The 21,563-nt window shown below is 46.2% G+C and carries 20 protein-coding genes and 1 riboswitch; of the genes, 12 read left to right on the forward strand and 8 right to left on the reverse strand.

Going from position 1 to position 21,563, the window contains the following annotated elements:
- Window positions 1–11: 11 nt before the first annotated feature.
- Together argH and QLG00_RS04300 are read left to right on the forward strand one after the other, a co-directional pair.
- On the forward strand, window positions 12–1,445 hold the full coding sequence (gene argH / locus QLG00_RS04295) for an argininosuccinate lyase (protein WP_004932317.1): 1,434 nt from the start codon (window positions 12–14) through the stop codon (window positions 1,443–1,445).
- Between the two features lie 9 nt (window positions 1,446–1,454).
- Complete coding sequence (locus QLG00_RS04300; protein ID WP_048766022.1) at window positions 1,455–1,724, forward strand: oxidative damage protection protein; 270 nt, start codon at window positions 1,455–1,457, stop codon at window positions 1,722–1,724.
- Between the two features lie 426 nt (window positions 1,725–2,150).
- Here QLG00_RS04300 and phoU read toward each other — a convergent pair whose 3' ends face one another.
- On the reverse strand, window positions 2,151–2,873 hold the full coding sequence (gene phoU / locus QLG00_RS04305; RefSeq protein WP_004932310.1) for a phosphate signaling complex protein PhoU: 723 nt from the start codon (window positions 2,871–2,873) through the stop codon (window positions 2,151–2,153).
- Window positions 2,874–2,976: 103 nt separating this feature from the next.
- Window positions 2,977–4,332 (reverse strand): TolC family outer membrane protein, encoded by a 1,356-nt coding sequence (locus QLG00_RS04310; RefSeq protein ID WP_282470558.1) that lies wholly within the window; start codon window positions 4,330–4,332, stop codon window positions 2,977–2,979.
- 140 nt (window positions 4,333–4,472) lie between these two features.
- Window positions 4,473–4,602: riboswitch (TPP riboswitch) on the forward strand.
- 85 nt (window positions 4,603–4,687) lie between these two features.
- Here QLG00_RS04310 and thiC point away from each other — a divergent pair.
- The 5 genes from thiC (at window position 4,688) to gluQRS (ending at window position 9,733) form a co-directional block, all read left to right on the forward strand.
- Window positions 4,688–6,583, forward strand: coding sequence for a phosphomethylpyrimidine synthase ThiC (thiC, locus tag QLG00_RS04315; RefSeq protein ID WP_025095815.1), 1,896 nt, complete (start codon window positions 4,688–4,690; stop codon window positions 6,581–6,583).
- Between the two features lie 84 nt (window positions 6,584–6,667).
- Window positions 6,668–7,297: an NUDIX domain-containing protein gene (locus tag QLG00_RS04320; protein ID WP_282470559.1), complete on the forward strand. Its 630-nt coding sequence runs from the start codon at window positions 6,668–6,670 to the stop codon at window positions 7,295–7,297.
- Complete coding sequence (gene cpdA / locus QLG00_RS04325; RefSeq protein WP_171496208.1) at window positions 7,294–8,109, forward strand: 3',5'-cyclic-AMP phosphodiesterase; 816 nt, start codon at window positions 7,294–7,296, stop codon at window positions 8,107–8,109. The genes QLG00_RS04320 and cpdA overlap by 4 nt, the downstream gene beginning before the upstream one ends.
- A 210-nt stretch (window positions 8,110–8,319) precedes the next feature.
- The gene (gene dksA, locus QLG00_RS04330) at window positions 8,320–8,850 is read left to right on the forward strand and encodes an RNA polymerase-binding protein DksA (protein WP_004932295.1); all 531 of its coding nucleotides are present in this window, start codon (window positions 8,320–8,322) and stop codon (window positions 8,848–8,850) included.
- Between the two features lie 4 nt (window positions 8,851–8,854).
- The gene (gene gluQRS / locus QLG00_RS04335) at window positions 8,855–9,733 is read left to right on the forward strand and encodes a tRNA glutamyl-Q(34) synthetase GluQRS (protein WP_282470560.1); all 879 of its coding nucleotides are present in this window, start codon (window positions 8,855–8,857) and stop codon (window positions 9,731–9,733) included.
- Between the two features lie 52 nt (window positions 9,734–9,785).
- Here gluQRS and ftsW read toward each other — a convergent pair whose 3' ends face one another.
- From ftsW to QLG00_RS04360, 5 genes are all read right to left on the reverse strand, one after another.
- The gene (gene ftsW / locus QLG00_RS04340) at window positions 9,786–10,982 is read right to left on the reverse strand and encodes a putative lipid II flippase FtsW (protein ID WP_004932288.1); all 1,197 of its coding nucleotides are present in this window, start codon (window positions 10,980–10,982) and stop codon (window positions 9,786–9,788) included.
- Between the two features lie 26 nt (window positions 10,983–11,008).
- Window positions 11,009–12,355, reverse strand: a complete 1,347-nt coding sequence (murD, locus tag QLG00_RS04345) for a UDP-N-acetylmuramoyl-L-alanine--D-glutamate ligase (protein ID WP_151869140.1) — start codon at window positions 12,353–12,355, stop codon at window positions 11,009–11,011.
- A gap of 155 nt (window positions 12,356–12,510) precedes the next feature.
- A complete protein-coding gene (locus QLG00_RS04350) occupies window positions 12,511–12,765 on the reverse strand; it encodes a DUF6587 family protein (protein WP_282470561.1) in 255 nt (84 codons plus the stop codon).
- A gap of 16 nt (window positions 12,766–12,781) precedes the next feature.
- On the reverse strand, window positions 12,782–14,635 hold the full coding sequence (locus tag QLG00_RS04355; RefSeq protein WP_025096182.1) for a ferrous iron transporter B: 1,854 nt from the start codon (window positions 14,633–14,635) through the stop codon (window positions 12,782–12,784).
- Window positions 14,632–14,895 carry a FeoA family protein gene (locus QLG00_RS04360; RefSeq protein WP_004932278.1) on the reverse strand — a complete coding sequence of 88 codons (264 nt, stop codon included), beginning with the start codon at window positions 14,893–14,895 and terminating at the stop codon, window positions 14,632–14,634. Before QLG00_RS04360 ends, QLG00_RS04355 begins: the two co-directional genes overlap by 4 nt.
- Before the next feature lie 153 nt (window positions 14,896–15,048).
- Here QLG00_RS04360 and xerD point away from each other — a divergent pair, with 153 nt between their 5' ends.
- The 4 genes from xerD (at window position 15,049) to thrC (ending at window position 19,580) form a co-directional block, all read left to right on the forward strand.
- Entirely contained in the window at window positions 15,049–15,966 is a 918-nt protein-coding gene (xerD, locus tag QLG00_RS04365; protein WP_004932274.1) for a site-specific tyrosine recombinase XerD, read from the forward strand.
- Window positions 15,967–16,092: 126 nt separating this feature from the next.
- A complete protein-coding gene (locus QLG00_RS04370) occupies window positions 16,093–16,908 on the forward strand; it encodes a DsbC family protein (protein ID WP_004932272.1) in 816 nt (271 codons plus the stop codon).
- Window positions 16,909–17,078: 170 nt separating this feature from the next.
- On the forward strand, window positions 17,079–18,380 hold the full coding sequence (locus QLG00_RS04375; protein WP_004932270.1) for a homoserine dehydrogenase: 1,302 nt from the start codon (window positions 17,079–17,081) through the stop codon (window positions 18,378–18,380).
- Window positions 18,381–18,440: 60 nt separating this feature from the next.
- Window positions 18,441–19,580, forward strand: coding sequence for a threonine synthase (gene thrC, locus QLG00_RS04380; RefSeq protein ID WP_004944129.1), 1,140 nt, complete (start codon window positions 18,441–18,443; stop codon window positions 19,578–19,580).
- 66 nt (window positions 19,581–19,646) lie between these two features.
- Here thrC and pbpG read toward each other — a convergent pair whose 3' ends face one another.
- Window positions 19,647–20,705: a D-alanyl-D-alanine endopeptidase PBP7/8 gene (gene pbpG, locus QLG00_RS04385; RefSeq protein ID WP_004932264.1), complete on the reverse strand. Its 1,059-nt coding sequence runs from the start codon at window positions 20,703–20,705 to the stop codon at window positions 19,647–19,649.
- A gap of 213 nt (window positions 20,706–20,918) precedes the next feature.
- Here pbpG and QLG00_RS04390 point away from each other — a divergent pair, with 213 nt between their 5' ends.
- Entirely contained in the window at window positions 20,919–21,554 is a 636-nt protein-coding gene (locus QLG00_RS04390; protein ID WP_004932261.1) for a response regulator, read from the forward strand.
- Window positions 21,555–21,563: the final 9 nt, after the last annotated feature.

Here is a 21,563-nt window from a genome sequence, read left to right on the forward strand (position 1 = left end):
ACCGAGCCGACATGACCACATCTTCTCAATCCGCTGAACAGCCAACCGCAAACCAAACGTCTGGTATGTGGGGCGGTCGTTTTACCGAAGCGACCGATGCCTTTGTTGCTGAATTTACCGCATCTGTGCAATTTGACCAACGTTTTTATAAACAGGATATCGCAGGCTCTATCGCGCATGCGACCATGCTTGCCAAAGTCGGTGTACTTACTGATGCAGAGCGTGACGATATTATTCAGGGCTTGAGTGAAATCAAAGCTGAAATCGAAGCTGGCCGCTTTGAATGGCGTATTGATTTAGAAGATGTGCACATGAATATTGAGTCACGTTTGACTCAGCGTATTGGGATTACGGGTAAAAAACTGCACACCGGCCGCAGCCGTAACGACCAAGTCGCTACCGACATTCGCTTGTACCTACGCGATGAAATTGACGATATTTTGTCGATTTTACAGCGCCTGCAAAAGGGCTTGTTAGGTTTGGCTGCCAGCCATACGCATACCATTATGCCAGGCTTTACCCATTTACAAACCGCTCAACCAGTAACCTTCGGACATCATCTGTTGGCTTGGTTTGAAATGTTTGTTCGTGACACCGAGCGTCTGCAAGATTGCCGCAAACGCGTGAACCGTATGCCATTGGGTTCTGCTGCTCTGGCAGGAACCACGTATCCGATTGATCGTGCCTATACGGCGCAGCTACTTGGTTTTGAAGCTGTTTCTGAAAATTCGCTCGATGCAGTATCTGATCGTGATTTTGCGATTGAATTTAATGCAGCAGCTGCACTGATCATGATGCATTTGTCACGTATGTCTGAAGAGCTGATTCTATGGACTTCGGCACAGTTCAAATTTGTGAATATTCCAGATCGCTTCTGTACTGGCTCATCGATTATGCCGCAAAAGAAAAATCCAGACGTACCTGAACTGATTCGTGGTAAATCAGGACGTGTGTTTGGCGATTTGATTAGCTTGCTCACGCTCATGAAAGGTCAGCCACTAGCCTATAACAAAGACAACCAAGAAGACAAAGAACCGTTGTTTGATGCGATTGATACCGTACGCGGTTCATTAATGGCCTTTGCCGACATGGTGCCAGCATTGGTTCCAAACATTGAGATTATGCGTGAAGCTGCACTTCGTGGATTCTCGACTGCAACTGATCTTGCCGACTACCTTGTGAAAAAAGGCGTGGCATTTCGCGATGCGCACGAGATTGTGGGTAAAGCAGTGGCGCTTGGTGTACAAGAAGATAAAGATCTGTCTGAACTTTCACTTGAGCAACTCCAACAGTTTTCCGATTTGATCGGCGCCGATGTATTTGACAAAGCCCTCACCCTCGAAGCCTCTGTCAATGCACGTGATCATATTGGCGGAACATCACCAAAACAGGTTGAAGCTGCAATTGCACGCGCTCATGACCGTCTTGCCCAACTTTATGCTTAAGGAAACGCCATGACTCGTCACGTATTTTGTCGTAAATATCAAAAAGAAATGGAAGGCCTCGATTTTGCACCATTTCCGGGAGCTAAAGGTCAGGAACTGTTTGAACATGTTTCTAAACAGGCATGGCAAGAATGGCTGAAGCATCAAACCACGCTCATCAATGAAAAGCGACTCAACGTTTTTGAACCTGAAGCGAAAAAGTTTCTGGAAGAACAGCGTGAAAAGTTCTTCAACAATGATGCCAGTGTTGAAACTGCCGAAGGCTGGAAACCCGAGTAAGACTAATCTTGCTTTTCTGGTTGACTCAGGCAGACGCTAAAACGGTCTGCCTGTTTTTTATGTATATGTGTCTTAAGCCGTTGAGTCACGGATTCACTACGTTGTTTTTATAATCTTACAGATCATCATATAACATTACATAGCCTCACAAGACTACTCAAGACATCCGTACCAATGTGATCTACTATAAACTTATAGCAAGATGTTACCCCGCATCTTGAATAAAAATGCAGCTTAACGATGTTTTCATCCCAGATTTTCCCCCAAAAAATCTGGGATTTTTTTATTTAAAATTTTTATTTAAAATTGAGGTTGATCGGCGTCAGTTTTGCGGTCACGTGATTCGATTTTTACGTGCATAAAAAAACCTTAGCATATCGCTAAGGTGTTTTGTGGCTGATAAAAATATGCTTGATCACAATAGAGTTATTTACGCTGCACATGTTGTTCAATTTCTTCAATTTTAGTGTGTCGTACATCGAGGCCTTTGGCCATATAAATGACTTGCTCTGAAATATTACGCGCATGATCACCAATACGTTCAAGTGAGCGCAGCACCCACATCACATTGATCACCCGCGATATATGTCGTGGATCTTCAATCATATAAGTCATCAAGGTTCGTGTCGCAGACTGATATTCACGATCAATGTCGGCATCGGCCAGTAATACTCTTAAAGCTTGTTCTGCATCGAGTCGTGCAAAGGCATCCAAGGCATCATGAATCATGACACGTACCTGATTCCCAATATGGCGTGTTTCCATGTAGCCACGCGGGGAACCGCCTTCTTCACATAAATTTTGTGCAATACGGGCAATTTTTGCAGCTTCATCGCCAATACGTTCAAGGTCGGTATTGGCTTTACTCATGGCAATCACCATACGCAAGTCAATCGCAGCAGGATGTCGACGCGCCAAGATCAGGGTCAGTCCTTCATCGATTTCGCGTTCATACTGGTTCACCACGTTGTCTTGGTATTGTACATCGACCGCCATTTCGACGTCGGTATCCAGCAAGGCATGAATTGCATTGGCCACCTGCTGCTCGACCAGCCCGCCCATGGTCATGAATTTGGTATTCACCCCTTGCAGATCCTCGTTAAATTGAGAGGAAATATGATGGGTCAAGACAGGATTAGTTGGACTCAAGACAGCCTCCAAAACGGGCTAAATGCACGGTACAAAGTTGAGCAGAGATTAAAGCACATTCATTGTGAAACTTTAATGACAATGCCGCAATTTCATTCAAAATTTAATCGTTGCTGAGCCATGTATTCATCTGCACCAGATCTTCCTCACTGAGTTGTCCAACCGCAGCTTTGAGCTTGAGCACATTGATTAGATAATCATATTGGGCATTGACATACTCTTGCTTGGCCGAAAACGCATTGCGCTGCGCCAGCAAGACATCCACCATGGTTTTGAGGCCTTCGTTATAACTCGCCAAGGAAGCCTGCGATACCTGTTCGGCTGAACGCATGGCCGCTTGTCGCGCTTCGAGTTTGGATTGGTCGGTTTGTAATTGTAAAAAGGCTTGCTTGACCTCAACGCTTGCACTGCGCTCTGCAGCATCGAGTTGGGCCTGTGCCTGATCAAGCTGGGCAACGGCTTTTTTAATTGAGGTCTGGGTCTGTCCGCCATTAAATAGATTCCAGCTTAGCTCCAGTCCAATCTGATCAAAGGCACCATTGGTGGAAATCAGTGTATCTGGACTTTGCTTGGTATAACCATAAGTGGCCAATGCATTTAACTGTGGATAAAGTGCTGCTTTTTCCACACGGCGATTATCGTCTGCATATTGGCGCTGTAGACGAGCTTGCTGAATAGATAAATTGTGCGTCTGAGCCAGTTGTAACCAGTCGTCTAGGCGTGCAGGGACTGGCGGCTGATACACCACATCGGTGCGAAGCACAGCTAATCCCTGATCTGGGTTATGCCCAATAAACCGATTGAGTTGCTCTTGAGCCAGCATCTGCTGCACCTGACCTGAAATGCGGTTCGCACGCGCATTTTGATACTGCGCATTGGCTTCACTGACATCGCTTCGTGCCAATAAACCCTGCTGTAATTTGGCATTCATCATCTTTAATTGTTCAGATAATGCCTGTTCTTCTTGTAAATAGGTGCGGTTGAGCGACTGCTGACGCAGTACATTAAAATATGCCTGCGCGACATCTAATAGATGTTGCTGTATCTGAATTTTCAGCGTGACTTCACTCAGCTGAACCGAGGTTTTTACTTGCTTATAGCCCTGCCATGCATCCATTCGAAATAGCGGTTGACGTGCGGTTAAAGAAACCTGTCTCTTGGTCGATGTGTTGCTAATCAAGCTGTTCGACACATCTGTGCCACCCGGAAAATCGAAAGACTGATCATTTTTAACGGATTGTCTGTCACGCGTTAGATTGCCCGCCAAGGTCACTGTAGGTAACAAGGCACCTTTGGCAATGCCCAAATTGAGTTGATCAGCCTGGAACTGATACAAATTAGCTTGCAAGGTTGGGTCATTTCGTTTTGCCAGATCGTAGGCACCCACCAGATCCAGTGCAAACAGCGACTGAACACCGCCCAACATCCCCATAACGACAATCAGTTTTTTTATAGACATCTAAGAATGATCAACCTTGAATAGTGCTGTTCTAGACTAAGAAAAATCAGGCAAAAATACAATTGATCCCGATCGGGATTTGTTCTTAAAAAGTGGCATATTTTGATCTTTAAATATCCGCAATCCGTGCTAGTATGGGCGCATGCTTGACGGAGCGCGAGTAATAACTCGCTGAGATTGGGTAAATGATTGCCTTGCAATGATTTGATCCCGAGTACCGTTGAACCTGATCAGGTTAGAACCTGCGTAGGAATCAAGTTATCAAAATCTTAAGCCCTCTATTTGTGTTCTACAAATACACCCGCCATCGTTTTTGGTTGCTTGATTCGTTAGTGTTTTTCATAAGGATCATGCCATGAACCAATTAACGAATCTTTCTTCTGCTGATCTCTCAGCGCAACACGAACAAGATGCAAAAGACCTGACGCGTATTTTGCCTGCATCTCGCAAAGTGTACATCCAAGGCTCTCGCCCAGACATTCAGGTCCCTATGCGTCAGATTGAACTGACCGATACACCTACTGGTTTGGGCGGAGAACATAATCCACCCGTGATGGTCTATGACACATCGGGCGTGTATACCGATCCGAATGTACAGATTGACTTAAATAAAGGCTTACCACACGTGCGCCAGCACTGGATTGAAGCGCGTCAAGATACCGAGCAACTGAGCACCCTCAGCTCAGCTTTTGGTCAGGAACGTTTAAAAGATATCCGTACAGCCGATATTCGATTTGCACACATTCAAAAACCTCGCCGTGCCAAAGCCGGACAGAATGTTACTCAAATGCACTATGCCAGAAAAGGCATCATCACACCGGAAATGGAATATATCGCCATCCGTGAAAACCAGCGCCAGCGCGACAATGTCGACATGCGCCAACACGCTGGACAGAATTTCGGTGCCAAAAACCTAACCGAAATTACCCCTGAGTTTGTGCGTCAGGAAGTGGCAGCTGGTCGGGCAATTATTCCGGCCAACATTAACCACCCTGAAATTGAACCGATGATTATCGGACGTAATTTTCTGGTCAAGATCAATGCCAATATCGGAAATTCGGCTTTAGGCTCGAGTATCGATGAAGAAGTTGCGAAAATGACCTGGGCCACACGCTGGGGCGCAGACACCATCATGGATTTATCGACGGGTAAAAATATTCATGAAACCCGTGAATGGATCATCCGTAACTCCCCTGTGCCGATTGGAACCGTTCCGATTTATCAGGCGTTGGAAAAAGTAGACGGTGTGGCCGAAGATCTGACCTGGGAAATTTTTAAAGACACACTCATTGAACAGGCCGAACAAGGCGTCGATTACTTTACCATTCATGCCGGCGTGTTACTGCGCTATGTGCCTTTAACTGCCAATCGCCTGACGGGTATTGTATCGCGTGGTGGTTCAATTATGGCGCAGTGGTGTTTGGCGCATCATGAAGAAAACTTCTTGTACACGCACTTCGATGAAATTTGCGAAATCATGAAGGCTTACGATGTCTCGTTTAGCTTGGGTGATGGCTTGCGTCCAGGCTGTATCCAAGATGCCAACGATGCGGCACAGTTTGGTGAACTACGCACTTTAGGTGAACTAACTCAACGCGCTTGGGAACACGATGTGCAGGTCATGATTGAAGGACCGGGTCACGTACCGATGCACATGATTAAAGAAAATATGGATCTGCAACTTGAGGTTTGTAAAGAAGCACCTTTTTATACCTTAGGGCCACTCACCACCGATATCGCACCGGGTTATGACCATATTACCTCGGCCATCGGTGCTGCCATGATTGGCTGGTACGGTACGGCCATGCTGTGCTACGTCACCCCCAAAGAGCATTTAGGTCTACCTAACAAAAAAGATGTTAAAGACGGGATTATCACCTATAAGATTGCAGCACATGCCGCCGACTTGGCCAAGGGTCATCCGGGTGCGCAAGTTCGTGACAATGCCTTGTCTAAAGCACGTTTTGAATTCCGTTGGGATGACCAGTTTAATCTGAGTCTAGATCCAGATACGGCGCGCAGCATGCACGACGAAACACTGCCCAAAGAGGCACATAAATCGGCACACTTTTGCTCGATGTGCGGTCCGAAATTCTGCTCGATGAAAATCACTCAAAACGTGCGGAATTATGCACAAAATCAGGAGAATAGCACTGCAATCGATGCTTCATCTGAAGACATTGAACAGGGTCTCAAGAGCATGAAAGCGGCCTATCACGCAAACGGTCAAAAACTGTATCAAAAGCTCTAAAAATACGAAAAAAGCATTTGTCTTTAAATTGAACTCAGTTAGGATGAAATACAGTCACGTATTTCATCCTTTTTAATAATGAGTATGACCATAATAGAACAAGCCAGTTATTCACATGATGATGTTGAGGTAGAAAACCGTGAATCGCTCTATCAGGGATTTACACAGCTTGAAAAAGTCACACTCAAGCATCGACTTTTTGGGCAATCGCATTATACCCAGCCTTTCCAGCGCGAACTGATTCGAAGAAAACAGGCTGCTGGCGTGTTGCTTTACAACCACACCCAACAAAAATTTGCGCTTATTGAACAATTTCGGGTCGGTGCACTCGATGACACTCAATCGCCGTGGCAACTCGAAATTATTGCGGGTGTACTCGATGGCGATGAACCATCGGAAGAATGTGTTCGTCGTGAAAGTGTCGAAGAATCTGGATGTCAAATCGATGAACTGACGCATTTATTCTCGTTCTATCCATCGGCAGGTGCCTGTTCGGAACTTTTTCACCTCTATGCTGCACAAACCGATCTTCCAGAACATGGGGGCATCTTTGGTTTGCCAGAGGAAAACGAAAATATCCAGCTGCATATCTTGGATTATTCTCAAATCGAGATGCTGCTGAGTTCTGGGCGTTTGCGTAATGCACCCGTCATTATGGCGTTACAGTGGCTCTGGCAACAGATTCAACTCTCCACCGACTTAAGAGATATATGACTATGTTTCAGGTAGCCCCTTTTTCAAGTCAGGCGCATGTAATTATTCAAATTACCGACACGCATCTGCTTGAAGACCCTCAGCATGAATTCGTGGGCATTAATCCTGAACAGAGTTTTCATCAGGTGATCGCACATATTCGGGCACATTATCCCAAGATCGATGCCATTATTCATACGGGTGATCTGGCACAGACCCCTACCGCAGTCACCTATGCGCGTTATCTTGATTATATGCAAACCCTGGGCATTCCGTTTTTTCATGTGCCAGGCAATCACGACGATCCTGCACATTTTCCCTTTCATGCATCGTCACCGCAAGATATCAGTATTGTGGCGATGGGCCAATGGCATCTGGTGCTCTTGAACAGTGCTGTAGTCGGGAAAGTCGATGGCTGGATCAGCGACCATCAGTTAATGCAACTTCAGCAACATCTTCAACAGCACCCGAATGTGTCCATGATTTTGGCGTGTCATCATCACCCATTTGAAATGCAATCCAAATGGATTGACCAGCACAAACTAAAAAATACCGCCACATTACTGGATGTCATTCACGCTCATTCACAAGTGAAGGCAGTGCTGTGCGGCCATGTGCATCAAGAGTCCTCACATCGCTGGGAACATGTCGAGTTTTTATCATCGCCCTCGACTTCGGTTCAATTCAAACCCAGAAGCGATGACTTTGCCTTTGATGCCTTGCCGTCTGGCTATCGCGTGCTGAAACTACAAGCAAATGGTGAGTTTGAAAGCCATATTCATCGTATCGAAAAAATGCTACAAAACATAAATACTGAAATTTCAGGCTATTAACTTTTCTTTTTTATTTTTTTGGCTTATTTTAAGGCTTGAGTCCGATAGATTCACATAAAATCCACATCGGCACGACTATCATCTTCGTGTAAAACTCTATATGATGACGTCCCCGAGGGAAAATCCGCCAACGGGATTGGATAAAAAACACTTGCATACCACCATATTTTTTGCGTATAGATAATACGTATATGATGAGGAATGCCCTTTATGGCGAATGACAACCAAAACCACGTCTTAGACGAAAATACCCAAGTTCTAGACGCCGAAAAGGCGGCTAAGCCTGCACGCAAAGCCAAGCCAAAGGCCTCTGAAGGGGGCACTACTGCCAGCTTATTTGGTATCGCGCCTTATCAGCCTAAGAAAAACGAAGAATACATGTCTGATGCTCAATTGGATCACTTTCGCCAAATCCTTGAGGCGTGGAAAAGTGAATTAATGAGCGAAGTGGATCGCACCCTAAACACCATGCAAGATGAATCATCAGCATTGCCTGATGTCAACGACCGTGCCACGCAGGAAGAAGAGTTTGCAATTGAGTTACGTACCCGCGACCGCGAACGTAAATTGATTCGTAAAATCGAGCAGTCGCTTGAAGAAATTAAAGCAGGTGATTACGGTTACTGTGAAACTTGCGGCATTGAAATTGGTCTGCGTCGTTTAGAAGCACGTCCAACAGCCACCCAATGTATCGACTGTAAGACGCTTGCAGAGATCAAAGAGAAGCAAAATAACGGTTAATACGATGCCTCATCGTGATACTGCTTATGTGGGTCGGTTTGCGCCATCGCCAACCGGCCCTTTGCATTTTGGATCGCTCATTACTGCCATTGCCAGCTATTGTGATGCCAAAGCGCATCAAGGCAAGTGGCTGGTTCGCATCGAAGATACCGATATTCCACGAATCTACCCGGGCAGTGAAGCACATATTTTAAAATGCATTGATGCCTTTGGTTTTGAGCCGGACGACGAAATCGTGTTTCAGCGTAATCGTTTGGCGCTGTACGAACAGGTGCTCGACCAATTACATGCACAGGGGCAGATTTATGCTTGTCAATGCACCCGTAAACTCCTCGGCTCCAATGCCATTTATCCTGGCACCTGTCAAACACTGAATTTAGCCTTTGAACATCAGGCCATTCGGGTCAAAGTCAGCGCAGTTCCCATTTGTTTTGAAGATCGTTTGCAAGGCAGACAATGCAGCAATCTGGCCGATGAACTCGGTGATTTTGTATTAAAGCGCCGTGACGGCATTTTAAACTATCAACTGGCGGTGGTGGTCGATGATTACCTACAAGGTGTCACGGATGTGGTGCGTGGTGCAGATTTACTTGACAACACCCAACGGCAAATTTGGCTTCAGCAGCTTCTGGGTTACCCCACACCGCGCTATATGCATTTACCACTGGCGATGAACGAGCACGGACAAAAGCTTTCCAAGCAAAATCTGGCGGCTGCACTCGATCCGGCACACCCAGCTGATTATATTCAACAGGCACTTAACGCCTTGCAGCAACCTAATGTAGAACGTGATACACCTCGGCAGATGCTTGCGCAGGCCGTGGCTCAGTGGGATGTAGAGCAGATTCCCAAACACACCATGCTCGAAGGGATTTATCTCTAATCCAATAATAAAAAAACCGTCAAATGACGGTTTTTTTATTGAAGCAAATCGATTAGAAATTCGATTCTTCACGATCTGGATTGAGCTCTTGCGTGGAAGCATCGACACGCAAAATCAGACTAATCATCGCAGCACACATCATTAATGATGTTCCACCATAACTAATAAACGGTAAGGTAAGTCCTTTGGTTGGCATTAAGCCCATATTCATTCCTGCATTTACAATGATCTGTAGCAGAAAAATAATACTGATCCCATACGCCAGATAACCTGCGCGCAAGAAGTTGTGCTTCAGTGCACGATGACCAATTTTGATACAGCACGCCAGCATAGTAAACGACAAGCCGATGACAATCGAAATACCGACAAAACCAAACTCTTCACCCAATACCGCCAGCATAAAGTCGGTATGTGCCTCAGGCAGGTAAGAGAGCTTTTGTACACTGTGCCCGAGCCCTGTACCGAACCATTCCCCGCGGCCAAAGGCCATCAATGCATTTGAAAGCTGATAGCCTGTTCCGAGTGGATCTGCCCACGGATTGGTAAATGATAAGGCACGTGCCAGACGATAAGGTTCAAACAAAATTAAAAAGCCGATGCCCATCACGACCGCGCCCAGCATAATCGCAAACTGAGTCGGCGGTGCGCCAGCCAAGAAGAAAATACCGACCATCATCAGGACAATCACCACGGTGGCGCCCAAATCTGGCTCAGCAATAATCAGCCCGACCGTAATGGCCATAACACCACTTAAGCGAACCAGCCCTTTCCAATGGGTACGCACCTCTTTAGCACGTCGTACCACATAATCGGCGGTAAAAATGGCCATCATCACTTTGGCAACTTCGGTTGGCTGTAGGGTAAAACCTGCCAGTCGAATCCAGCGGCGCGAACCGTTCACTTCTGTTCCAATCACCAAAACGGCAAGTAACAGCAAAATCGTGATCAGCCATAATGAAAAGGTATTTTTAAACCAGACATTCAGCGGTACTTTATAAACGAAATAGGCCACGATTGCGGCGGTTGCAATTGAAATCGCATGGCGAACCACATAGTGAAATGGATTCTCATGCATATATTCGGCATACGGCATCGAAGCGGATGCCACCATCACCGAACCAATACAAAGCAAACACACCACACAGAAAATCAGCACGTTACGCGCCGTCATTTCGGTTGGTACACGCGGCATCCAGCGATCGTACCATTGATTAATTTTGGTTATGGTTGTCTGAGCAAAGCCAGCCATCACATTATCCTTCTGATTTTTGTTATTTAAACAAGGGCATTTACACAAGCAACAAATTGATGCCCGCGATCTGGATAGCCTTTAAACATATCAAAGCTTGCACAGGCAGGAGACAGCAATACGACGTCGTTTGCTTGGGCATGCTGTTGCGCCTGAGTCACGGCGTCTTGCAAAGTTGAAACATGCACCATTGACGCTGTTCCCTGTAATGCCTGTTCAATTTGTTGGGCATCTTCACCCATCAGAATTGCCGTTTTGACATATTTTTCAACCGATGGGCGCAGCAAGCTGAAATCTTGCCCTTTACCCTGTCCTCCTAAAATCACCACCACTTGACCATGTTGGGGTTTAATCGCGGCACCGAGGCCATCAATGGCTGCCAATGTAGCGCCGACATTGGTGCCTTTTGAGTCATTATAGTAACGTACATCATGAACAGTTTTAACGTATTCACAGCGGTGCTCTAGGCCCTTAAACTGCTTGAGTGTCTCGAGCATGGAGTCGAGCGGTAGTCCAATTGCTTCGCCAAGTGCTAAGCAGGCCAGTGCATTGGCAATATTGTGCGTGCCTTGAATGTACAGCTCGGTGCTTTTGATGAGGCGGTTACGACCACGTGCAAGCCACATCGTCCCGTCATCTTCGCGCAACACACCGTATTGATTGATGTCTGGTGCATTCAGTCCAAAGCTTTGCATCGGGGTGTTGTCTGGCACAAGTGGACGGGTTAAGCCGTCATCACGGTTGTACACCACCTTTTTTACGCCCTGAAAAATTCGGTGCTTGGCCTGATGATAACCCAGCATATCCCCATGACGATCCAGATGATCTTCACTCATGTTTAATACAACAGCTACTTCGGCATTCAGATGCGAGGTGGTTTCGAGCTGAAAACTTGACAGCTCAAGCACCAGTAATTCAGGCTCGTCTTTTAGTAAATCGAGCCCTGGACGACCTAAGTTACCCCCTACTGCTACGCGTTTGCCTGCATCTTTGGCCATCTGACCAAACAAGGTGGTGACCGTACTTTTGGCATTTGAACCGGTAATCGCCACAATAGGAACAGTAGTGGCACGGCGTAATACCTGAATATCGCCGATCACGGGTATACCGTGCGCAATTGCTTGCTGAATTTCAGGCAACTGTGGCGCTAATCCAGGGCTTAAAATAATTTCTTCTGCTTGTAAGAGCAACTCCAGATCCAGCGCACCAAAATGAGTTTGCACCTCTGCCGGAATCTGATCATGCCCCGGGGGGACTGCACGAGAATCTGTGACAGCAACGCGGTAGCCTTGTTCATGTAAAAAATTAACGGCGGAAACCCCTGAGATTCCTAGACCCGCAACGACTTTTAGTCCACCCCGTTGTATAAGCATGCATGCCCCGCATTGTGACAAAAATTGATTGCCAAAATGGTAGCACTTTGGGGTTTTGAATGCTTTTTCAGTTTTGGTTTTATTCGACGTTTTTTGTGTCAGCGCGTAAAAAAAGCCATCGATTTGATGGCTTTTTAATCAGTTGATCTGCGGTATTATTGCAACCATTTTACCGGCTTGATCTCTTGCACTGGCGATGTCGGCTTATCGTCAGTCGGACATCCGCAGCTACCGCCACATCCGGCCACCATTTTGGGTTTTAAGCGTGTTGCCAGTGCGTGCCAGCCACGTTGTTGGCACTGATCTGAAAGTGACATAAATAGCGCAGTCGAAGTTTTCGGAAAGACTTTCCTGAACACTACCCATGCACTCCAGATGACCAATACTGCAATAATCAGATACTCAATCATGCTCCACCTCAACCACTTAAGAGAAAAAACGTGATGCCAATTGATACGTCAAAAATGACATCAAATACGCCAGACCGAACAAATATCCAGTCATCACAGCCACATTTTTCCAAGATCCCGTTTCACGACGAACCGTCGCCAATGTGGCCAAGCAATGCGGCGCATAAACAAACCACACCAGCAAAGCAAGCCCGGTTGCAAGCGACCATCCTGAACCATCAGCACTGATCAGACTCGATAGCCCTTGCGTAACCGCATCTTCACTGGTAGCAGATAGTGCATACACTGTGCCGAGTGCGGCCACAACCACTTCACGCGCTGCCATTGCTGGAATCAGTGCAATACAGATTTGCCAGTTAAAGCCAAGCGGCGCAAAAATAGGTTGAATCAAATGTCCCAGCATACCGGCAAAACTATAATCAATTGCCGGAAGCGTTGCGCCTTCTGGCGGCTGCGGAAAAGTACACAAAAACCAAAGCAAAATCGACAAGGCAAAGATAATCCCGCCCACACGCTTTAAGAAGATTTTGGCGCGATCCAGTAAACCAATTCCCACACTTTTTAAATCGGGTAAACGGTAACTTGGCAGTTCCATCAATAAAGCATGTTGTGAATTATCTTTTTGGAAAAACTTCATTACAAACGATACGCATAGCGCACTTAAGATACCCGCCATATATAAGGCGAATAGCACCAATCCTTGCAGGTTAAAAATTCCCCACACGGTTTGTGCAGGAATAAAAGCACCAATCAACAAGGCATACACCGGCAAACGCGCCGAACAGGTCATCAGCGGTGCCACCATAATGGTGGTGAAACGGTCGCGTGGATCGGTAATACTACGCGTGGCCATAATGCCCGGAATAGCACAGGCAAAACTTGAAAGGAGTGGAATAAATGCACGCCCACTTAAGCCGGCTTTAAACATAAGTTTATCGAGCAAAAAGGCAGCTCGTGGCAGATAGCCAGATTCTTCAAGCACCAAAATAAAAAAGAACAGAATCAAAATCTGTGGTAAAAACACCACCACGCCGCCGGCACCAGCAATAATGCCATCGACCACTAGACTATGCAGTAAAGGCTGGGAAATGTAGGCACCCACACTTTCCCCCAACCAGCCGAAAAAGCCTTCAATGCTGTCCATAAATGGCGCAGCCCAAGCAAACACGGCCTGAAACACCACAAACATCAGGAGTGCCAAACTGAGCAAACCAAGCACCGGGTGTAAAAAGATTTTATCTAAGAGATCGGAACGCGCATCCGCATCTTCTACAGACTGCACCACGTCATTTAAAATCATTTCAATTTTTTGATGGTGTGTGCCTTTTAGACCCGTCATTTCGGTTTGCGGCACCATAAACTTGTGCTGATCCAGCGCACTCATCAGGTTTTGAATCCCTGAATTACGCACTGCAACCGTTTCAACGACAGGCACTCCCAAACGCTCCGAAAGCTTTTGTGAGTTCACCTGAATACCTCGACGGCGTGCTTCATCCATCATATTCAGCACAACCAATACCGGTCTTTTGAGTTCAAGAATTTCCAGTACCAAACCTAAATGAAGTTTTAAGTTGGTGGCGTCGACCACGCACAAAAATGCGTCCTGATCGCGTTCCCCTTCAATTTTGCCTAAACACACATCGCGGGTAATGGCTTCATCTGGACTGGTGGCACTTAAGCTATAGGTCCCTGGTAAATCCAGCACGCGCACCGGTTTTTTTGAAGGCAGATCAAAGTGTCCGACTTTACGCTCTACTGTCACACCAGCATAGTTGGCAACCTTCTGGCGCGTACCGGTTAGGTGGTTAAATAAAGAGGTTTTACCGCAGTTAGGATTTCCAACAAGGGCGACACGAAGTGCTTCACTCATGTGCCTGCCCCTTCTTGACTGATTTGAACTCTTGCAGCTTCTTCTTTACGTAAAGCAAAGCGGGTAAAACCCAGTTGCACCAGAATCGGATCGCCACCAAACACGCCTTTTGTCACGATCTGTACCTTTTCACCCGCAACAAATCCTAAGGTTTCAAGGCGGTTTGCGATTGGATCTTGTTGATCCGGACTGCCATCAAGGGTATGATCCACCGCTGTGATGATGGCAGTTTGCTTCACTCTAAGTTCTGATAAACGCACTGCAATTTGATCCTGAAAGCTTTTGCATAGTATACATCCAAATGAGAATAATTAACAAATAAGGAATCGTTACGATTCACATCTGTAAAATCTCATCGACAGCAAACGCTGTTTACACTAATGTATTGTTATCACAGAACATCTGTTGCTTGAATGATCAGTAAAAAGCCTCGCACGCCTGCGCCAATTACAATTCCAAAACCATTTAGTTTTTTGCATGGCTTTAGAGACTATCTGGTGGCACAAAGTGTCAGCCCGCATACCCGTAACGCATATTTAAGCGATTTGATCCAGTGTGCCCAATTGTCTCGCCACGCCCTGCCCGAATGGAGTGCCGATGACATCTCGGATGTTTTGATTGAACTCACTAAACTGGGGAAAAGCCCGCGCTCAATAGCACGCTGTCTCTCGGCACTGCGTCAGTTTTATAAGTTTTTACGTGAACAGAAAATTCGAACCGATAATCCTGTGGCGCTGCATAAAAGCCCGAAACTGGGTCGAAGTCTGCCACAAGATTTATCTGAGCAAGATGTCGATGCACTGATTCATGCACCAGATACCTCCACGGCGCTAGGGCTACGCGATCGTGCCATGCTTGAAGTTTTATATGCCTGCGGTTTACGGGTGTCTGAGCTGCTGAACCTAAAGCTGGAGCTGATTAATTTAAAGCAAGGCTATTTGCGTATTACCGGTAAAGGCAACAAAGAGCGTTTGGTGCCTCTGGGTCAGTTTGCGACTGAATGGGTCGAGCGCTACCTGCGCGAATCACGCCCTGCGCTATATAAAAGCGCGACCGATTATCTCTTTTTAACCCAGCATGGCGGCATTATGAGCCGACAAAATTTTTGGTACGCCATCAAGCGCTATGCATTGCAAGCCAATATTCAGATGGAGCTTTCTCCGCATACCTTGCGCCATGCCTTTGCAACACATCTACTCAATCATGGTGCCGACTTGCGTGTGGTGCAGTTACTCTTGGGGCATAGTGATTTATCGACCACACAGATTTATACCCATGTGGCTCAAATCCGTATGCAGCAATTGCATGAACAATACCATCCGCGCGCTTAATCTTGCCAACAGACCAGATACAAAGACGGATCAGTTACAGAGCGCATCGAATAATTACCATCAGTTGGATTTTTTTTTGATATTCTAAAAGCCTTTAAATAACAATTGAAATGAAAAGGGTTGTTTATGTCATTTACCCGTTCGCACCTTTTTATCGCCTGCGCTTTGGCTGGAAGTTTAGCTGTATCGGCATGTTCCAAGCAGGATGATGCTGCCAAACAAGATACGTTGACTGCAAATACACCGGCAACGGGTGAGGCATCGACCTTAAGTGAACGCAATGCTCAACAACGTCTGATTTCGACTTTGCAGGATCATCTCAAAAGTGCCAACATCAATGCCAAAATTACCGGTGTTCAGTCGACAGAAGTACCCAACCTGTATTGGGTAAGTTTAGATGGCATGCCATCGGTTTATGCCACCAGCGATGGTAAATACATTATTCAAGGCGATGTGATCCGGTTGGGGAATAAAGAGTTAGTAAGTGTAGGTGAAGCCTTACAAGCCAAAGAAAACAAAAAATTATTTGCAACGCTCAAGACACAAGATCTGATTGTGTATCCAGCCAAAAATGGTAAAGCCAAGCATGTGGTCTACGTGTTTACCGATGCAAGCTGTCCGTATTGCCACAAATTGCACGAGCATCTTGATGAAATCAATGCCAAAGGCATAGAGGTCCGTTATATTGCTTGGCCGCGTGGCGATCAGTTCATGCCGACCATGGAAGCTATCTGGTGTAGCGCAGATCGTAAAGCAGCATTTGCGCAAGCCGTTCAGGGCCAACCGGTACAAGCAGCACAGTGCAAAAATCCTGTACGTGATCAGTATCAACTGGGTCAAAAAATTGGCGTGAACGGTACACCTGCTATTTATAGCGTCGAGGGTGAATACTTAGGCGGTTACTTGACTCCTGAAGAGCTTGATACACGTCTTAATAAGTAATCAAGCCTGCTTATATTTGCAGTGCTACATTGTTCAAACTTAAATCATCTTGACTAAAAAACAATAGCGTTGGCATTTCCTTATGGAAATGCCAACAAACCCTAGAGTCTGACGATTTTTTTAGCTATGATCTAGACCTATTGAATTTTTATGCATGTATGGAGTGTGACGTGAAACCAGTTCGTCTGGCAATACTCGGTCTCGGAACCGTTGGTGGTGGTGCCCTTAAACTATTACAAGAAAACGCTGCTGAAATTAAACGTCGCACCGGTCGTGAAATTCAAATTACCTACGTTGGCACTCGCCGTCCTCGCCCAGATCTTGACCTTAATGGCATTCAGCAAAGTGACGATTTAATGCACATTGTGCGCCAGCCCGATGTAGACGTCGTGGTTGAGGTAATGGGCGGTATCCATCCTGCTTACGAACTTATCATGGAAGCCATCAAGCATGGCAAACAAGTGGTCACAGCCAACAAAGCGCTTCTGGCCGAGCATGGTAACGAACTGTTTAAAGCTGCCGAAGACAATGCTGTTCAGATTGCATATGAAGCGGCAGTGGCTGGCGGCATTCCAATTATTAAAGTGATTCGTGAAGGTTTGGCCGCAAACCGTATTGACTGGTTGGCTGGAATCATTAATGGAACAGGCAACTTTATTTTGACTGAAATGCGCGACAAAGGTCGTGCTTTTGCAGATGTCTTAAAAGAAGCACAAGAACTCGGCTATGCCGAAGCTGATCCAACTTTTGATGTTGAAGGCATCGATGCGGCACACAAACTGACCATTTTGGCCTCATGTGCTTTTGGTATTCCGCTTCAATTTGACAAAGTGTACACCGAAGGGATCAGCAAGATTACCGCACAAGATGTCAAATATGCAGAAGAACTAGGTTTTCGAATTAAGCACTTGGGTATTGCCCGTCGTGCAGAACACGGTATTGAACTTCGCGTACACCCGACCCTGATTCCAGAAGAAGAACTGATTGCCAACGTCAATGGCGTTAAAAATGCTGTACTGGTACAGGCGCATGCGGTTGGCCCAACGTTGTACTACGGCGCAGGTGCAGGTGCAGGCCCTACAGCATCTGCTGTGGTTGCCGATATCGTCGATATTGTACGCGATATTTCTTATACTGAAGATGGTGCAGGCACCATCCCACAACTTGCTTTTGAAGCCTTGACCGACCTTCCAATTTTAAAGCGCGAAGAAATGACCACAGGTTATTACTTACGTGTCGATGCTGAAGACCAAACCGGCGTACTGGCAGATATCACCACGATTCTGAGCCGTGCAGGTATTAGTATCGATGCGATTATGCAGCAGTCGCGTTTAAAAGATCTTATCCCGATCGTGATTTTGACTGATCCAGTGGTCGAATCCAAAATGGATGACGCCATTGCAAAAATTCAGGCTTTACCTGCAATTCATGGCGAAATTGTGCGAATTCGTTTAGAATCGCTCGATAGTTAATCAGGTGGAGAGGGTTAACCCTCTCGCCAGCTCTACCTTACTCTTGGAACATAAATCATCATGTCTAATGCCAATCGTTATACCGGTCTCGTGGATCGTTATCGTGACCGTTTGCCAGTTTCTGCAACGACGCGTGCCATTTCTTTAGGTGAAGGAAATACTCCGCTGATTAAACTAGAGAATATTCCACGCATTATTGGCAAAGATGTCGAAATTTATGTGAAATATGAAGGGCTTAACCCAACTGGTTCATTTAAAGACCGCGGCATGACCATGGCAGTGACCAAAGCTGCTGAAGAAGGTTCAAAAGCCATTATCTGTGCATCAACAGGTAATACTTCGGCGGCAGCGGCGGCTTATGCTGCACGTGCAGGCATGAAAGCATTTGTCTTGATTCCAGAAGGCAAAATTGCAATGGGCAAATTGGCTCAGGCCATGATGTACGGCGCAATCACCATGCAAATTCGTGGTAACTTTGACGACGGTATGCGTTTAGTGAAAGAAGTGGCCGACCAAGCACCGGTCACGATTGTAAACTCAATTAACCCGTACCGTTTACAAGGTCAAAAAACCATTGCCTATGAAATTGTTGAATCATTAGGTCGTGCGCCAGACTACCACTGCTTACCTGTTGGAAATGCAGGAAACATCACCGCACACTGGATGGGTTATACCGAAGCGGTTGCCAACCAGCCAGCTGAGCAGTTCGAGCAAGTGATTTACGATGCTGCAACCGACCAGTTTACGGGCCCTAAACCAGACGGTCTGCCAACGATGGTGGGTTATCAGGCAGCAGGTGCAGCACCATTTATGCGTGGCGCACCGATTGAGCAACCTGAAACGATTGCAACGGCTATTCGTATTGGTAATCCACAAAGCTGGAACCATGCCAAAGCAGCTGTTCGTGATTCAGAAGGTTGGTTCGATGAATTAACAGATGCTGAAATTCTAGAAGCGCAGCGTTTATTGTCGATGTACGAAGGCGTATTTGTTGAGCCTGCATCTGCTGCCTCAATTGGCGGTGCAATGCGCGACATCAAAGCGGGTAAAATTCCTGAAGGTTCTGTGATTGTCTGTACCGTTACAGGCAATGGCTTAAAAGATCCGGATACTGCAATCAAGCAATGTGCAGATGCCGTGATGCTGTCTATCGATGCCACCATGACACAAGTGAAAGACTCTATCTTGTCGAACATGTAAGTTATCAGGCAATAAAAAACCCGTTCTCTGAAACGGGTTTTTTATTGCACTTGTTTGTATATCGTTTTAAATGCGCTTTGGTTGTTGTGCCAGCCAGTTTAAGAGGTTGGTTGCATCGTTGTTACGCGATTGCGTTGAACCTGCACCGAGCAATACCACCACCGCAGGACGCGAGTTAACGGTTGCATGCATTACCACACAACGGCCCGCTTCATTGATATAACCAGTCTTCGATAAATTAATATTCCAGCCACCATTTCGTACCAACGCGTTGGTATTGTTTGATTTCAATACGCGATAACCTAGATTGAAGTCATAGCTAGGTGTGGTCGAAAACTGACGGATCAAACCATATTGCGAAGCAGCACTGACTAAAATCCCCAAATCACGTGCTGACGAGATATTGTGCGGATCGAGTCCTGAAGATTCAACATAGTGTGTTGAGCTCATGCCCAATTGACGTGCCTTGGCATTCATGGCCGCCACAAATGCTGGACGTCCGCCCGGATAAGTACGTGCCAGTGCAGCAGCAGCAGGGTTTTCAGATTTCATTAAAGCAAACAGTAATACTTCGGCACGGTTCATCTTGTCGCCTACGCGCAAGGTTGAACTCGAATTTTTCCCACCTGCCCCGGCAAAATCAATCGATTCCAAGGTGATTTCTTGGGACATATCCAAGCGCGCATCTGCGGTTACCACAGCGGTCATCAGCTTGGTAATTGATGCAATCGGCATCGATGCATTGGTATTTTTACTAAACAAGACTTCGCCTGTTTGTGCATCCATCACCAAAGCCGCACGAGCGCTGACAGCAGGTTGCGCGCCATAACCACCAGTATCACGAATTGCCGATGGCGCAGCAGGTGCAGGCGTAAGCGTGGTGGTCGTGGTACTGCGTAATGTGGTTGTGACAGACGTCGACCCCTGAGGACTGGCAGCAGCCTCAAGCGAACGGTCTGAATTTAATAATTGATTTGCGTCATCCGATGACCAGCTTAAAGATGCAGCACCAGCAGCATTCCCCGGAGATGGATTCACAATGAGTTCTGCAAAGCTTGTTGAACTCAAAGCTAGCAAAATCGACATGCCCAAAGCATGTTTCAGAGTTTTTTTGGCATATTTCACGGTAAATTACTCAACTCAGGGTGAACACAAATTTGCTTATTACCTGCATTATGCCTTACATTTGGACATACAGCATGACGGTAATGTCAGACATGTTTGCGTACAACTATTCTCTCAACTTATGTGAATAGAATTGCTAATTTTGTCATTACAATGCAAGTGAATTTTGCTTTATGTAACAAAAAACCATCTTTGTAATTTCAGGAGGCCTGTGTGATCACTGTTTTAGTCGTTGATGACCATGAATTGGTACGTACGGGCATTTGTCGTATGCTTGAGGATCAAGCCGATGTCGATGTGATTGGACAAGCAGAATCAGGTGAAGATGCAATCAATATCGTGCGTCAGAAGCATCCTCAGGTGGTCTTGCTGGATGTGAATATGCCTGGGATTGGGGGCGTCGAAACCACACGTCGTCTGTTGCAATCTGCACCTGAGACCAAAGTGATAGCGGTCAGCGGTTTGGCGGAAGAGCCTTATCCATCTTTATTGCTTAAAGCCGGGGCAAAAGGCTATATCACCAAAGGTGCCCCAATTGCCGAAATGGTACGTGCCATCAATAAAGTCATGCAAGGCGGTAAATATTTTAGTGCCGACATTGCAGAGCAATTGGCCAGCTCTTACCTGTCTGATACCCAGCAATCGCCATTTGATGTTTTATCTGAACGTGAAATGCAAGTCGCCATGATGGTGGTGAACTGTATCAGTGCGCAGGAAATCGCGGATAAACTGTTTGTTAGTGTCAAAACCGTCAACACCTATCGTTATCGCATCTTTGAAAAGCTCGCCATCGACAGTGATGTCAAACTTACCCATCTGGCCATTCGTTATGGACTGATAAAACCTTAGTCTTCTATT

The sequence above is a fragment of the Acinetobacter sp. V89_7 genome (genome assembly GCF_029967895.1).
In the GTDB taxonomy this organism is placed as follows: domain Bacteria; phylum Pseudomonadota; class Gammaproteobacteria; order Pseudomonadales; family Moraxellaceae; genus Acinetobacter; species Acinetobacter soli.